This window comes from Hyphomicrobium sp. ghe19, assembly GCF_902712875.1.
In the GTDB taxonomy this organism is placed as follows: domain Bacteria; phylum Pseudomonadota; class Alphaproteobacteria; order Rhizobiales; family Hyphomicrobiaceae; genus Hyphomicrobium_B.
This window is the reverse complement of record NZ_LR743509.1, coordinates 3,132,587-3,148,322: the sequence shown is the minus strand read 5'-3', so window position 1 is coordinate 3,148,322 and position 15,736 is coordinate 3,132,587. Positions and strand designations below refer to the sequence as shown.

Genomic DNA, 15,736 nt, shown 5'->3' with positions numbered 1-15,736 from the left:
TGAACAGAGAAAGCTGTGGTAAAGTATAAATCGTACGTGGACGGACTTCTAAAACAATTGGACACAATCGAAGAAATGAGGCAGAGCATATAGGCATCTTTTTTCGCAATTTCACGTCGGCAATTTTCTCGGCCCCTGTTTTACTCCTGACACGATCGATTTTTGATCTTGCGCGTCCATTCGGACGAGGCTTTTGACGTTTTTGTGGTGTGGAGTTTGAGTATGTTTCGACCAGATTCCGAATATTGCGGCGACACGGCCCTCATTCTAACAGCGCCGGCGCGCCAGAGCGAAGTGGGAAACGTCCGCACCCTCGCACGCGACGAACTCCTTTTTGAAACAGGCGATCTCAAGACGAACGTTTATCGCGTCGAAGCCGGCGCGCTTTGCATCTCTCGCGCCCGTCGTGACGGGACGATGGAGATCGTCGAATACGCGCTTGCCGGAGATCTCGTGGGCATCGGCTTTTTGCAGCGGCATGTCTGCAACGCGCGCGCCTCTGTGAGGACCGTCGTCCGATGCCTTCGTCTCGATGCAACTGACAAGCTGATCGCCAGCGACGCTCATAACAAGGCGAGATTCGACGAAGCCGTGGAGCGCGAGTTCGTCTTCCGCCGCGAAAGCCTGGCGAGGTCTTCGCGTCATCAGCCGATGGTACGCCTCGCGGCATTTCTGACGGCTGTCTCCCGACGCAGCAAAGCCGAAGGTGCCGATCCGACGTTCATCGACGATACGGTGAACTGCGGTGTCATCGCCGATTTCCTCGGCCTCGACATCGAGGCGTTGACGGTCGCGCTTACCGAGCTCGAAGCGCGCGGACTGGTCGAAGCGGCTCCCCCCCATGGGCTGCGCTTGAAGGATCTGAACGCGCTCGAAGCGGTTGCCGACGGGCACGGCATGACGTCCGGCTCGCCAGCGTTGGATGATGTATTGCGGGCAGCGCTTCAATAATAAGATCGCCCTCGCGGCTCCCTCCCTGCACGGTCGGAATAGCGCAAGCCGTTCACGCTCCGCCAGGCGAGAGCCGAGTTCCTTGAAGCACGATGAAGCCGCGCAGTTGAGAACGTCGCTCGCCGTCGCTTGAGCGACCGCGAGTTGCCGCTGGCGCAGGAAATTGTCCCGCATCCAAGCGAGAACATCGAGCGACCTTTTGACCGCCACGATTGCCATCAAGTGGACGCTTCCCGCACATCAGTCTTGACCGCGGGAGGCGAATACACGAGTCACTTCGTCTCTCGCCAAGATGGAGAATGCAAAAACCATGAGCGATCTCTCGTTTGACGCGATCAACAAACAGCTATCGCTCTCGCGCCGTATGTTTCTCGGAAGTTCGCTCGCAGCAGCAACTCTACCCGTGGTCGCCCGAGCACAAGATGCAGCGCCTGTTGGAAACTTCCAGCCACGCCAGCTTCCGGCTCGTAGCTTGCCGGTGCCATCGACAGTCAGCAAGGAGCTGCAAGCCGTCATCGCCGCTCCATATGCGCCGGAATGGAACGCGCTTCCCGAGGATTCGGCAGCCTGGAAAGATCTTGCGGCCAAGAGCGCGGAAAGCGCAGCCCCGGCAGTCGCCGCAATTCGCGAACATTTCGGCCTGACGGTCGAGAAGACAGTGATGGCCGGCGTCCCTGTCTTCGTCATCACCCCGAAAGAGATCGCGCCGCAGAACCGCGACCGGCTTCTCGTCCACGTTCACGGCGGCGGTTACGTCCTCTTTCCGGGCGAAGCCGGAGCCGGTGAAGGCATGATGATGGCGGGCCACGGCAAATTCAAAGTCGTCTCGATCGATTACCGCATGGCGCCAGATTTTCCGTATCCCGCGGCACTTGATGACGTGATGGCCGTGTGGCGCGTGTTGATGGCCGCCTACGATCCTCGCAAGATGGCGATCTTCGGAACCTCCGTTGGTGGCGCGCTGACGTTGTGTGCGACGCTCCGGGCAAAGGCGGAAGGGCTTGCGCTTCCGGGTGCCATAGCACCCGGCAGTCCTCTAGCGGATCTCACGTGGTCGGGAGATACGATTATGGCCAACGCGTTTGTCGATAACGCCTTGGTCTCGCGACGCAGCTGGGCAACCGGGGCAAGCGCCATCTATGCCGGGCAGCAGGATCCGCGCGATCCGATGCTGTCGCCGATCTTCGGTGACTTCAGCGGCTTCCCGCCTGCGATCCTGACATCGGGAACGCGCGACCTGTTGCTGAGCGATACGGTGCGCACGCATCGAAAGCTTCGCCAAGCTGGCGTCATTGCGGAGCTTCAGGTTTTTGAAGGCCAGAGCCACGCCCAATATCTGACCCCGTCATTGCCCGAGTCGGAAGAGGCGTTCGCCGAGATAGCGAAATTTTTCGAAGCTCATCTCGCCTCCTAGTATTTGGGAGTCATAAAAGAGATTGTGACGGGCTGAAATAAAACCGTCACATTTTCGCAATCGCCGTATATCGCCCTGATGCCAAAAATGAGCATATATATTGGGCGTTTTTCATCGCATTCGATGCACGCAATTTTAAACATAATGGATTCAAATACGATCCTGCCGGCGCTGAGACAGTCGCAAATAAATTGCCAAGCGAGGATCATCTCCAATGTCATACATGCGGATCATTATCGCAACTGTCCTGACTGGACTTGCGATCCCCGCTACGGGGAACTTTGCTATCGCTGCCGAATCCACGTCGGCGGTGTCCGACGCCCAATTCGCGTGTGAGCGCAAGGCCGAGGTCAATGCCTCGGTTGCTCGCGTCGAAGCTCTGCAGACTGCCGAATTCGAACGCGATCAGAACGCCGAAATGGAAAAGGCGTTCGCTGCATACGCTGAGGCAAAATTCGCGCGCGAACGCAACGCCGAGATCAACGCATCCTTGGCCGCTGTTGCAAACCTGCGCGATCAGGAAGCGCAAGACGTCGCGGAAGCCGAATTCGAACGTCGGCAAAACGCCGAAGCTGACGCATCGATGGCCCGCGTTGCCGCTATTCAGCAAGCGGAGTTCGAAATGGCCCGCAATCGTGAAATTGACGCCGCTGTGGCCGCCTACCAGGATGCCAAATTCGCGGACGAACGCAATGCTGAGATTGCAGCGTCAGTCGCAGCCGTCGAGACAGCGCGCCGGGAAGCGGAATTCGCCGCCGCGCGAAATGCGGAAATTGAAGTCTCTCTGTCCGAGGTCAAGTCTCGCCAGAGCTCAATGGTGACCGGTAGCATCGCGCGATAATAACCGGCTTGTGCAACGCGCCGTCGGGCCCCGTCGGATCGAGCGCGGGCCCGATTGTACGAGATCTCAGATCCCCATCATCATCATGATGCGTTCAACCGCGAGCGTCGGAAGAAGCGTGCCGTTGCGAACGGATTGTTCGATTTTCGGAAGCTCCGCCGCGACGCTCGGATTGGCCCTCAGCGCACCCATGAGCCGGTCTTCGAGCATATCGCGCATCCAGGACACGGCCTGAGATTGCCGCCGCGTTTCGAATTCGCCAGTCGCCGTCATCGTCTTCCGGTGGTCAAGAACCTTTGCCCAAAGCTCCTTGAGCCCACGGTTATCCCGTCCCGACACAGTCAACACAGGCGGAAACCAACTCGCGCCATGCGGCGTGAAAATCTGCAGCGCGTTTTTGTATTCGGCCGCCGCGCTTTCCGCGCGCCGGATGTTGTCGCCATCCGCCTTGTTGATGGCGATCATGTCGGCAAGCTCGATGATGCCTTTCTTGATGCCTTGCAAATCGTCGCCGCCGCCCGAAAGCAGAAGCACCAGAAAGAAATCCACCATATCGGCGACGGCAACCTCGGACTGACCGACGCCTACCGTCTCGACGATGACGACATCGAAGCCTGCCGCTTCGACCAGCGCCATGGTCTCGCGCGTGCGCCGCGTCACGCCGCCGAGCGTGCCGGACGAAGGCGACGGCCGGATGAATGCATTCTTCTCCTGCGCCAGCGAACTCATGCGTGTCTTGTCGCCGAGGATCGAGCCGCCGGAGCGTTTCGAAGTCGGATCGATGGCGAGAACGGCGACCAGATGCCCTTCGGCGAGCAGGTTCATCCCGAGCTGATCGATCGTCGTCGACTTGCCGACTCCGGGAACGCCGGTAATGCCGAGCCGCACGGCGTTGCCGGTTTTGGGCAGCAGCTCCTGTAGCACCTGCTGGGCGAGGCGGCCGTGGTCCGGGTTTGAGCTTTCCACAAGCGTGATGGCGCGAGCGAGAAGCGCCCGGTCGCCGCTGGCGATACCGGAGACATAGTCGGCGACGGAAATTTTGTGGGCTGGGAGGGCTGTAACGGCCATGGCTGCGAAGCTGAATCCTGTTCGTTCATCGGCGGAGACGATGGGCAGGAAAGACGCTTTCCCGCAAGCCGGGAATTCGACGCTCTCCCCCGTCACAATCTCATGCCATAGAGCCGGTTGCTTGGCGGCCTTAAGCTGCCTAGCTTGTGGCCGGGCCGCGTCCTAGGGGAGGGTAGCGTGATTTGGGTTGCTGAAAGCTGGCGTAGACCAGCTCGCCGGACGGGATGGGGGCTGACGATACTCGCAGCCTGCGGCTTGCTCGCAGCCTGTAGCGAAGCTCCGAAAGTCGGCAAGACCGCCCAAGACCAGCGGGGTCAGATCGAGGAAAAATTACCACCATCCCCGCCAAAGCAAGCCACAGCACCCGAATGGCCGGAAGCGGCGCCCCCTTCCGAAGCGACGCAACAAAGCGAAGATAAGGGGGCAAGCAGGGACTCCGACACGCAGACGGATGCCTACAAAAAGGACGAGGCGGCGCCGGGCTCCGGCTCGACGTTCGAGCAAGAATTCAACGGAGGGTCCGGTCCGAGAATTCCGTCCGCTATCGGGGAGGGCCGAGACGGCGCCGGTGCTCCTTCGCCCACGGCGGAAGAGCCCAAAGAATCGGAATCTGCGGCTGCGCCACCTCCGGAGGTCGAGCCCAAAGCGGTCGGCGCTGCTCCGCCTCCGCCGCCGGAGCCGTCCGAGCCTTCCGGTGGCGCCGCGCCGCCCGAACCTCCGGCGGCTTCCGCCGAAGCACCAGCCCCTGAGCCCCGCGCGAGTTATGCGCGGCCCGCGCCTTCGGCTGCCATGCCAGCTCCGCCGCCTCCGCCCGCTCCAGCCCCGGTCCTGCAGCCGCCCGTCGCGCCAACGGCCGCCGCGCGCGCGGCTATCGAGAGCGATCCTTCGAAGAAGTTCAAAGTCGTTCCCGTTTTTTATGGAACCGATCGCGCCATCGAGCCTGATCCGGCCCGCCTGCAATTCGGATCTGAGCGGGGTCATAAACTGCAGTTGGGACGCGCGCTTATCTCAGTGCCTCTCAGTCACAAGGTGCCCCACATCGAGCGGCCAACGGTCTACGAGATCCCGTATTTCAAATACAAGATTTACGAAGAGAAAGAGGATCCGAACAAGCATTTCACGCTGCAGGAAATTAAGAGCCTCAGCGAAGAGCAGATGCTCGCGCTCGTCAAAGAGCAGCTCGCGAAATCCTCGACGTTCAAGGATCACGCGTTCGTCTTCGTACACGGCTTCAACACGTCCTTCGACTGCGCCCTCTATCGGACCGCGCAGATCACCTACGACCTCGGCTTCGACGGCGTGCCGTTCGTCTACAGTTGGCCGTCTGGCGGCAAGGTCGCAAGCTATACCTATGATCGCGGCAGCGTCGAACAGGCAGAGCCGAGGCTCGCTGAATTTCTGACGATGGTCATTCAGAAGAGCGGCGCGAAATCCATCAGCCTCATCGCGCATTCGATGGGTAATGAGCTTTTGCTGCGTGTGCTGGAAAGGCTGAAGCCCAAAATTCCGAGCGGTGTGGTGATCAGCCAAGTCATTCTCGCGGCGCCCGACGTCGACCGCGATAAGTTCAATATCATCGCTCGCGAGATTACGAGCTTCGCGAAGGGCGTAACGCTCTACGCCGCGTCCAACGATCGCGCGCTCGGTTATTCGGCGCGGTTCTGGGGCGGCGTTCCGCGCGCCGGCGATATTCCAAAAGACGGACCGTTGATCATTCCAGGCGTCGACACCATCGACGTAACGGCAGTTTCGACGGACGCGCTCGGCCTCAACCACTCGGGCTATGCGGAAAATCCCGCCTTGCTCGATGACGTCAAAGCGCTGGTCGCATTCGGCATCCGGCCACCGGACAAACGCGTGAAAAGCATCTTGGCGGTGGAGTCGGCGGCTGGAACCTTTTGGCGGTTTCAGGCGACCAATTGAGGTTCTCGCAACTGAGGCTCCCGTGATCGGGGCCTCGGTAACGGGCGACCGGGTAACTCGGCAATAACAACCGGCTCATCCCTGACGGCGCTTACTGCCGATGGTGACCCTGCGCGATGGGATATCATCTCGTTCCGAGTAGTGTCTCCGCTCCGAAATCGTCATGCCGTAAAATAGCAGCGCTCCGAGAACTATGGGCGCCCCAATGACGGACAGCAGCAAAAGCAGTTCGTTCAAATATTGGTCCACGGCTCAGATCTCCAGACCAGATCTCCGCACACGGACGTCAAAACCCGCCAGAAACCCCAAAAGTTCCTATCCATGGCCTCGGTTCAGGGAAGCGTCTGCCAGCGCGCCGAAGCCTGGTGAAGACATCCGTGACGACCGGGAACGCGAGCCGTGTGGCGGCGGTTACGAGCCACAGGTCGAGCGACCATAGGAGAGATCGATATGAGAGCAATTTTAGCAATCATCGCAATGGGCTTTGCGTTGCCGGTGCTGGCTGCGGAGGTCCCGAGCCAGACCAAGGACTTCGTATCCAACGCGACCGTCGGCAATAAATTCGAAATCGACACAAGTCAGCTTGCTTTGAAATACGGAAAGTCACCCGAGGTGCAAAGCTTTGCGCATCAAATGATCACCGATCACACAAAGGCCGGTGAGGATCTGAAGAAGGCGCTTAACGAAGCCAAGATAGAACCGCCTGAGAATGCACTCGATATGGCGCACGAAGAGAAGTACGCGAAGCTCCGCCTCTTCACGACCAAAGACGGCTTCGATTCCGCTTACGTATACGATCAGCTGAAAGCTCATGAGGACGCGGTTGCTAAGTTCAAGGATTATGCCGCCAACGGACCGACGCCTCAGGTCAAGGCCTTTGCCGCCGCATTGTTGCCAACACTTGAGCATCATCTGGCGATGGCCAAAGATCTCAATGACAAGATGCGCTCACACAGCTAGCGGTGACGAATTTTTCTAGAGCACCGCGAGAGCAGAATTAAATAGGCGCAAAATTAAAAAGGCCCCGAAGTGGGAAGCTTCGGGGCCAAGACAATATCATCTAATGAATGTACGGGAGCGTACAATACAAAAATCCTAAAACAACAGCTCCGATTCGGCAATCGCCGACATCGATTTGAGCGCCGATACGCACGCGTTTTACTGGATATTTTGGCCGGTTTTCCGAGATTTCAACATTCAACGTTCTTGCGCATATTCTGCGCGTGAAGCGTCGCACGCGACGCGCTAAGCAACCTGCATGCGATCGATCCGATCTGCTCGTCTCGTAGGAAACGCCGGGTGCGCGTCGGGAGTAAGCAGAGCCGATCTCGAAGCCGGAAGCAATTTCGCCTGCTTGTGTGCCCGCTTGTGTGATTGAGTGAATGCCCGCTAGTACGTGGGAGGATCGCAATCATGAGATGGGCATACCGTGAGTAAGCTTGACGACGTCGTCAAAGAAGTCGCTGACGAGATGCGGCGCATGCCCGAACGGGGAGAGGTCGCAACCTACATTCCCGAATTGGCGCGCGTTGACCCCAAAGCTTTCGGCATCGCCGTTATCGACGCCGAAGGAAACGTCGCGGTCGGAGGCGACGCCGATACGCCGTTTTCAATTCAAAGCATCTCGAAGGTGTTCACGCTGACCCTTGCTTTAGGAAAGGTCGGAGATAGGCTTTGGAAGCGGGTCGGCCGCGAACCCTCGGGGAGCCCCTTCAACTCGATCGTCCAGCTAGAAAACGAGAAGGGCATTCCGCGAAACCCCTTTATCAACGCCGGCGCGATCGCCGTCACGGATTTAATCCTATCCGGCCATTTGCCCCGTGAGGCGCTGGGCGAAATTTTGAGGTTCATGCAGTTCCTGGCCGATGATTCGACCATAACAATCGATCAGCAGGTGGCCGCCTCCGAGCAACGAACCGGCTTCCGCAACGCCGCGCTGGCCAATTACATGAAGTCCTTCGGGCACCTCGATAACCCCGTCGACTTCACGCTCGGGGTCTACTTCCACCACTGCGCCATCGCGATGTCTTGCAGACAATTGGCCATGGCGGGACGCTTTCTTGCACAATTTGGCAGCAATCCGTCTACGGGACATGCAGTTGTGCAGCCTGAGAGGGCGCGTCGGATTAACGCTCTCATGCTGACCTGCGGCCATTACGACGGATCGGGGGAATTCGCCTACCGCGTCGGCCTGCCGGGCAAGAGCGGAGTAGGCGGCGGTATCCTGGCAGTCGCGCCAGGCAAGGCCTCGATTGCCGTCTGGTCGCCCGGTTTGGATACGACCGGCAACTCGCGGCTGGGGCAGATTGCACTTGAGCATCTTACCCACCGAATGGGCTGGTCGATCTTCGGCGCATGAGGATTAGGGGGCGGGCCGGCGCAACGCATTGCGCTTCGAAGCGCCGAATTTTCTCGCGCGCAAGTTTTAGCAGGTGCCCCGAAATGACCAGAGAACCGTGAGGCCGGAAGTGGCCCGAATATAACCAGAATATCAACCGATTTTGCAACCGGGCGGCAATCATCGCCCGCCGCGCGGGGAAGGGCCGAAAATGCCTTTCCCGCGATATAGATCAGTGTCTGCAGTCGTTGGAATTCACGTTACGCATGACGCCTGCGACCTTCGAGCTTCAGCTCCAACGCACCAGCTCGGCGTCGTCTTCGATGGCTGCCTCGTGGTACCAGCAGCTGCCGAACTCAGCGTGTCTGGCGAGCCGTGAGGGCACGATCGCAGCAGCTTTCTTGACGAGCCGCTGTCCATGCAGGGACGCTCTTCCACCCTTCGGGAATTGGTAGATCTTTGCCGATTGTCGATACTGCGTCTCAGTCATCTTTATCTCTCCACGTCTCACCGGCCCCATAATATAGCCGGTTCGACATCCATTTTCGCCCGATAATTCTGATGCCTCAATAAAAATCAGCAGTTGCACATATTATGGGCATGCTTGGTTTTGCGTCTTTGGATAGCATCCGTGCCGTGGTGAACGCGCGCTGCAACCGTCGTGTTCCCCCACATTGCGCCAGGCTTCGTATGGGCCTGCATCAAACGAGAGGGAGAATGGATGCTGACCGGCGCGTCTCAAGTTGAGAGCACGAGACTTTGCGCTGAACTCGCGTCCGCATGCATGTCTCAAGCCGCCATCGCTGCCCGCTGGCAGCGTCAGGACGGCACTTCGGATGAAGCAGCTTCTCATCGATGCCCGAGCGCATTCGCGGCGCCCCCCGCAGGCCGCGCACGCAGTACGGAATTCTCAGACGTCAAACTTAGGGAGCACTAACGAATGACGAAGTATAAGCTCGAGTATATCTGGCTCGATGGTTACACGCCGGTTCCGAACTTGCGTGGCAAGACGCTGATCAAGGAATACAGCGCATTTCCGGATCTCGCAGACCTCCCGCTCTGGGGCTTTGACGGCAGCTCCACCCAGCAGGCTGAAGGCAGCAACTCGGACTGCGTTCTGAAGCCGGTTGCCCACTATCCGGATCCGGCCCGCACCAACGGCGTTCTCGTCATGTGCGAAGTTATGCTGCCCGACGGTGTCACGCCTCATGCTTCGAACAAGCGCGCCACGATCCTCGATGACGCCGGCGCCTGGTTCGGCTTCGAACAGGAATACTTCTTCTACAAGGACGGGCGCCCGCTCGGCTTCCCCGCCGCTGGCTATCCGGCGCCGCAGGGAACCTACTATACGGGCGTCGGCTACAAGAACGTCGGCGACGTCGCGCGAACCATTGTCGAAGAGCATCTCGACCTCTGCCTCGCAGCCGGCATCAACCACGAGGGCATCAACGCCGAAGTGGCCAAGGGCCAGTGGGAATTCCAGATTTTCGGCAAGGGGTCTAAGAAGGCTGCCGACGAGATGTGGATGGCCCGCTACCTGCTTGAGCGCCTCACTGAGAAGTATGGCATCGACATCGAGTATCACTGCAAGCCGCTCGGCGACACCGACTGGAACGGCTCGGGCATGCACGCCAACTTCTCGACCGAGTACATGCGTACGGTCGGCGGCAAGGACTACTTCGAAGCGTTGATGAAGGAGTTCGACAAGAACCTGATGGACCACATCGCCGTCTACGGCCCGGACAACGACAAGCGTCTGACCGGCAAGCACGAGACCGCGCCGTGGAACAAGTTCAGCTATGGCGTTGCTGACCGTGGCGCCTCGATCCGCGTCCCGCACTCGTTCGTGAAGAACAACTACAAGGGCTACCTCGAGGATCGCCGTCCGAACTCGCAAGGCGACCCATACCAGATCGCTTCGCAGATCTTGAAGACGATCTCTGCGGTGCCGGCCGGCGCCGTCGCGAAGGCTGCCTAATCTCTAAAACACGGCGCCGGCTCACCAGTCGGCGCCGTTATTCTATCTGGATCGGCTCGGCCGATAAGCCCGCTTCGCATTTGCGTCCGGCCAGACGGCGCAGTCCCTATTGGATTACCGCTGACCTCTTGCCGAGAAGCACCGCTTTTCTTCCGCGCGAAGACGTTCGCTGATGTTTGACCCTTCGCGATGCGGATTTGAGCGAACTCTTCTGCGGCTCCGGCGGCGTGACATCGGCAACCAGCTGCAGCGTGGTTTTCGGCTTCAGCAGCACGACCTTGTAGCCTCCCGCCTTGAGTTTCGCGAGCAGCCCAGGCACCGCGTCAGCCGTCCATTTGTGGATGTCATGCATCAGGACGATGCCGCGCCCGCGCGCCTTGAGGCCCGCCATAACCCTCGAGATCACAGGCGCAGAGCTACGCATGCGCCAGTCGGATGAATCGATGTCGACCGCGAACTGCGCGATATTCCGGCTTTTGAAGTAATCCTCGGCGAGCTTGCTGCTCGAAAGATAGGGATAGCGGAAAAACGGTGCGACCGGCAGAGGACTGAACTTTTGCACGGTGTCGAAGGTCGCTTCGACCTCATGCGTGATTTCAGGCAACGCAAGTCGCGCGAGATTGGGATGAGACCACGTGTGCGTCCCGATCGTGTGCCCCTGGTCCGCAACCTCTTTGACGATCTCCGGATGCACGACGACCATTTCGCCGACCATAAAAAAGACAGCCTTGGTGCATTCCTTCGCGAGGGCGGCGAGAATCGCACGCGTATCCTTCGGCGAGGGGCCGTCGTCGAATGTGAGAACGACCTCGTTCGGAGCAAGGAAATTCGGATCGCCATGAGGCGAGCCGATCCACGGTCCGCCGGTCGTGTCGACCTCAATCGTTCTTGAAACGCCGAGCGTTCCGGCGGGGCACGCATCATCCGCGTACGCGGGAGACAAAACGGTGGCGCCCGCCGCTATCATAGCTGCGGCGGCAGTGCCTAAAATCCAGTGTGGTCGCATGCGACATCCAACCTGAGAAGGGCCACCGATAATCATCGACGCGGATTACAACAACTGCGCAACTGGGGCGCGGCCACCGTCAGATATCCGAAGCCGGCTCACCGATGCAAGGAACCGAGCAAAGAATCTGCAAAGGGAACGTGAGGTTCTGCAGTCTCGTGCCAATCGGGAACGAATATAACAACTTGGCCTCGCGGTCAGCCAGTTTGGCGGCAAGCGGACCTCAAAAATCGGTATACCTCCGGCACGTATGCCACATCTCCAGGTTTTTCTTGCGATTTCACGAGCGTGCCGCCGCGCTTTGCACGTTGCGATTGGTCTCAGGCCACACCGCAATATGTTTCGAGATCGAATTTGATCAAAAAAGTTCGCCGGCGCAGCTTTGGCTTGGTGCGTCGGCGACGATTCAATACGCAGAACTAGCTTACCATCCCCAACCACATCCGCGCGGGTGGTGAACCCAACCCCAACCGCATGCGCTGGCGGGGGAAGCAACGGCGCCAATAGCGGTGACGGCCACAATGCAAGCGAGAACAGGCATCGCAATTCTCTTCATGATGGTGATCCTTTGTTTTGCCGGAGCGAGCGCTCCGCTTGGGCAACGGACCGCTAAAAGCTCGGTTCCGCATGCCGAAGCGCAACCGAAGCAGCTAGTTAACAATGGATTTTTTGAGCCTGGGATTTTGATCGGCAGCTACTTGGGAAGCGGCTTCGATTCCGGTGGTGATCCGCGCGAAGACTGATCTTGCACAGCGTTGTTCGCGGTCCCCTCCATCCGGGCGGGCGTCTTCATAATGAACGCAAGCGCAAAGCCACCGAGAACCAGCACCGTGATCAGCATCGACAAAATGAGGACGCGAAAATTTGTCGTTCGCGAACTGCCCTGTCTAACTTCTGTTGGTGTCTTCCGCGCCATTCCTCGGTCAACCAAAGAAATATGCGAGTGCGATCAGAATGACCGCGGCGTGAGCCACGAAAAGCGTCACCCCACGGAGGAAACCGCGATAGGTGTCGATGTGATATTCGAATTCTTGCGCATCGGGCGCATAAGGCTGCTTCTCTATCGCCGCATGCTCGATGCCCTCTTCTTGAAGCATTTCCAGCGAGGTGGGATCGTGGGTAATAGCCATTTTTGCCTCCAAGATTTGGAAGGTAAACCCTGGTCGAGAGTTCACGTTCCAAAGCGCATGACAACGAGCCGCGTGGGTGAGGCCGCCGCTGAAGCTCCGTTCAAAGGGTCCGCTAACCAAATTCGCGGAAACCTCCGGACGCTCGGACGCGATATGTATTCGTCAAAAATTGTACCGAGCGTCGCGGTTCGGCCGCGTTTTGTACGATATTCTGTAATGCGAAGTACGGACGATCGTTCTATTCGTCCAGAATTTTCCGGATCTTCGCAGCAAGCTCTTCCACGTTGAACGGCTTGCTGATGAGGCTTGTGCCTGGATCCAGAACGCCATTGTGGACGATGGCATTTCGCGTATATCCGGTCGTGTAGAGAACCTTCAGCATCGGCTGCTTCTGACGCGCGCGATCCGAAAGTTCTCGGCCCGACATGTCCGGCATGACGACATCCGTGAACAGAAGTGCGATGTCGTCATGTGCGTTGAGGAGAGCGAGTGCCTCATGCGGGCCAGCTGCTTCCAGCACACTATAACCAAGCTCATTCAGCGCTTCGGCAGACACGGCACGAACGCGAATGTCGTCCTCGACGACGAGAATGATCTCTTTTCGCGAACCCTGTCGCAGATTGGGCGTGTCTTTCGGCTGCCGGGCTTCGCTGGGTTCGCCATAGAAGCGTGGAAGATAGGCTTTCACCGTCGTTCCGACGCCAACTTCGGAATAGAGTTTGAGGTGCCCACCGGACTGGCGGACAAATCCATAAACTTGGCTTAGCCCGAGACCTGTGCCCTTTCCGACTTCCTTCGTTGTGAAGAAGGGATCAAACGCGCGCTCCATGACTTCGGGGGGCATCCCGTCGCCGGTATCAGTGACCGCAATCAGAACATATTGACCGGCAGTGACTGCGTATTCCTTGGCGTAGCCTTCATCGACAACCGAGTTCAGCGTTTCAATTGTCAGTCGGCCGCCTTTAGGCATCGCGTCTCGGGCATTCACCGCCAGATTGATGAGCGCATTTTCGAGCTGGGCAGGATCGGCAGTTGCGCGCCACAGGCCGGCTGCAAGAACGGTCTCTATCTTGATCGGCTCGCCAAGCGTGCGCGCGAGGAGCTCGCTGATACGCGACACGAATTTGTTGGCGTCGATTGGTTCGGGAGCGAGAGGCTGCTGGCGCGAGAAGGCGAGCAGCCGCTGCGTCAGGCTAGCGGCCCGCTTGGCGCCGTCGATAGCCGCATCGGCGAAGCGTTCGACGTCGGTCTCGCCTTTCGCCAGCCGGCGCTTCAAGAGATCGAGCCCGCCAAGAATGACGGCCAGCATGTTATTGAAGTCGTGCGCGATGCCGCCCGTCAATTGCCCTACGGCTTCCATCTTTTGAACCTGCCGCAATTGCTCTTCGGCTTTCGAGCGGGCGGCGATCTCATCGATCACCCGTTGTTCGAGCGTGTTGTTGAGGGCTTGGAGCGCCGCCTCGGCGCGCCGGCGTTCCGCGATTTCCCGCTCGGCGGCCTGATACAGCCGTGCATTGTCGATCGCGGTCGCGGCTTGTCCGGCAATGCCGACGAGAAGCTCTTCATGCTCGGCGATAAATTTTGCCGGCTCTTCATGGCCAAAGAATAATCCACCGATCACGCTGCCCGAACGCGAGATCACTGGCACGGCAAGATAACTCCGCACGGGGAGATGTCCCTTCGGCATGCCATAGTGCGGTTCGTTCTTCCCGTACCGCGGATCGCACAAAATATCGTCTGAGCGAACGACGCTGGCGCCCCTGAAGGTCGGTTCGAAGATCGCCGTGTTGCGCGGCATCGGAAATTTTTCGAAGCTCTCCCGTGGCACGCCGGAGAGAGCATACAACATATAGCTCTCACCGTCGTCGTCGGTCACGTTATAGAAAAATGCCCCGAACTGCGCGCCGGCCAATTCCGTACACGCGTCGGTCACCATCTGAACGATCCGTCCAACGTCGAGCTCGGCGGCAACAGCCGCGCCGATCCGGTTCAACACGTCAAGCTTGCGCGTCTCGGCGCGAATGGCGGCTTCGATGTGTTTCTGCTCGGTGACGTCATGACCTTGGATGAATATCCCCGTGGTCGTGCCGTCGCTCGTGATGATCGGCTGATAAACAAAATCGAGATAGTGCGAGGCGAACGCGCCGCCGGGCAAATGCTGAAGAGCGACCGGGACGCTGCTTCCGATAAAGGGTTCGCCGGTTTTATAAACGCGATCGAGAACCTCGATGAAGCCTTGCTTTTCCACTTCCGGAATGGCGTCCGCTACGGCTTCGCCCAGCACCGGACGATTTCCGACGAGCTTCTTGTAGGCTTCGTTGACCATCGTGAATTTATGCCGGGGGCCGCTCAAAACTGCGATGAAACCCGGCGCCTGCTCAAACATCCGCTTGAGGCTCTCGCGCTCCGCTTTCAGTTCGCGTTCTGCCTGTACCTTCGCCGTGATCTCAACGACGATCGCAATGACGCCGACGGGCGTTCCGGACTCATCCAGCAGCGGCGAATAATCGAGATCGAGCCAGACCTGCTCAGCTTGACCGCCCCGACGGTAGAGCGTGAGCGGAAATTCGCGGTAGGCCAGCGTGTCCCCCGCAAGCACGACCTTGAGAATGTTATCGTTGAAATCCGCGACCTCCGGCCACCCTTCGCGAACCTTCGAACCGAACAAGGCCGGATGGCGCTCTCCCGCAAACGCGGAATAAGCGTCGTTGTAGATCATGAACCCGTCTTCGCCCCACAGCGTCACCATGGGGATAGGCGAACGCAAAACGAGGGATATCGCCGACCGCCGGGTCGACGGCCAATCCGTGATGACACCCAGCGACGTACGCGACCAGTCGAAATCCGCAATGATTTGCGACGCTTCCCCACCGCCTGTGAGGAATTGCAGCTTATCGAAATTCGGGCCGCTCAACCGTCGCTGCTCCCAATCCCAACCTTTGTGCCCATCGTTCCTGAACGGAATTCGCGCCGAGCCAGTGGCCCGTCCATTCGCCAATCCCTCACTCGAGTATTACATTGGACGGCGGTCGGGTCGACTTTGTCTTTTCGGGATGGCGGCGATAGCTTCCATAATTAATCGGCACT

12 protein-coding genes are annotated in these 15,736 nt (G+C 58.9%); 7 read left to right on the top strand and 5 right to left on the bottom strand.

Annotated elements, in window-relative coordinates; genetic code table 11:
- Positions 1-222: 222 nt before the first annotated feature.
- The 3 genes from AACL53_RS15015 to AACL53_RS15005 all read left to right on the top strand — a co-directional run bounded on the left by AACL53_RS15015 (position 223) and on the right by AACL53_RS15005 (position 3,206).
- Entirely contained in the window at positions 223-951 is a 729-nt protein-coding gene (locus AACL53_RS15015; RefSeq protein ID WP_339085334.1) for a Crp/Fnr family transcriptional regulator, read from the top strand.
- A gap of 310 nt (positions 952-1,261) precedes the next feature.
- The gene (locus AACL53_RS15010; protein ID WP_339085333.1) at positions 1,262-2,365 is read left to right on the top strand and encodes an alpha/beta hydrolase; all 1,104 of its coding nucleotides are present in this window, start codon (positions 1,262-1,264) and stop codon (positions 2,363-2,365) included.
- 214 nt (positions 2,366-2,579) lie between these two features.
- Complete coding sequence (locus AACL53_RS15005) at positions 2,580-3,206, top strand: hypothetical protein (protein WP_339085332.1); 627 nt, start codon at positions 2,580-2,582, stop codon at positions 3,204-3,206.
- 66 nt (positions 3,207-3,272) lie between these two features.
- Here AACL53_RS15005 and meaB read toward each other — a convergent pair whose 3' ends face one another.
- Positions 3,273-4,274 (bottom strand): methylmalonyl Co-A mutase-associated GTPase MeaB, encoded by a 1,002-nt coding sequence (gene meaB / locus AACL53_RS15000; RefSeq protein WP_339085331.1) that lies wholly within the window; start codon positions 4,272-4,274, stop codon positions 3,273-3,275.
- 177 nt (positions 4,275-4,451) lie between these two features.
- On the opposite strand from meaB, the gene AACL53_RS14995 reads away from it, so the two are divergent.
- From AACL53_RS14995 to AACL53_RS14985, 3 genes are all read left to right on the top strand, one after another.
- Positions 4,452-6,197 (top strand): alpha/beta hydrolase, encoded by a 1,746-nt coding sequence (locus AACL53_RS14995; protein WP_339085330.1) that lies wholly within the window; start codon positions 4,452-4,454, stop codon positions 6,195-6,197.
- A 450-nt stretch (positions 6,198-6,647) separates the two neighbouring features.
- Positions 6,648-7,157 carry a DUF4142 domain-containing protein gene (locus tag AACL53_RS14990; RefSeq protein WP_339085329.1) on the top strand — a complete coding sequence of 170 codons (510 nt, stop codon included), beginning with the start codon at positions 6,648-6,650 and terminating at the stop codon, positions 7,155-7,157.
- 469 nt (positions 7,158-7,626) lie between these two features.
- Positions 7,627-8,556: a glutaminase gene (locus tag AACL53_RS14985; protein ID WP_092867849.1), complete on the top strand. Its 930-nt coding sequence runs from the start codon at positions 7,627-7,629 to the stop codon at positions 8,554-8,556.
- Positions 8,557-8,824: 268 nt separating this feature from the next.
- Here AACL53_RS14985 and AACL53_RS14980 read toward each other — a convergent pair whose 3' ends face one another.
- Positions 8,825-9,025 carry a DUF2735 domain-containing protein gene (locus tag AACL53_RS14980; RefSeq protein WP_339085328.1) on the bottom strand — a complete coding sequence of 67 codons (201 nt, stop codon included), beginning with the start codon at positions 9,023-9,025 and terminating at the stop codon, positions 8,825-8,827.
- A 450-nt stretch (positions 9,026-9,475) separates the two neighbouring features.
- Here AACL53_RS14980 and AACL53_RS14975 point away from each other — a divergent pair, with 450 nt between their 5' ends.
- Positions 9,476-10,513 carry a glutamine synthetase beta-grasp domain-containing protein gene (locus AACL53_RS14975; RefSeq protein ID WP_339085327.1) on the top strand — a complete coding sequence of 346 codons (1,038 nt, stop codon included), beginning with the start codon at positions 9,476-9,478 and terminating at the stop codon, positions 10,511-10,513.
- A 106-nt stretch (positions 10,514-10,619) separates the two neighbouring features.
- Here AACL53_RS14975 and AACL53_RS14970 read toward each other — a convergent pair whose 3' ends face one another.
- The 3 genes from AACL53_RS14970 to AACL53_RS14960 form a co-directional block, all read right to left on the bottom strand.
- On the bottom strand, positions 10,620-11,519 hold the full coding sequence (locus tag AACL53_RS14970) for a polysaccharide deacetylase family protein (RefSeq protein WP_339085326.1): 900 nt from the start codon (positions 11,517-11,519) through the stop codon (positions 10,620-10,622).
- A gap of 923 nt (positions 11,520-12,442) precedes the next feature.
- Positions 12,443-12,649, bottom strand: a complete 207-nt coding sequence (locus AACL53_RS14965; protein ID WP_339085325.1) for a hypothetical protein — start codon at positions 12,647-12,649, stop codon at positions 12,443-12,445.
- 238 nt (positions 12,650-12,887) lie between these two features.
- The gene (locus AACL53_RS14960) at positions 12,888-15,563 is read right to left on the bottom strand and encodes an ATP-binding protein (RefSeq protein WP_339085324.1); all 2,676 of its coding nucleotides are present in this window, start codon (positions 15,561-15,563) and stop codon (positions 12,888-12,890) included.
- Positions 15,564-15,736 lie beyond the last annotated feature (173 nt).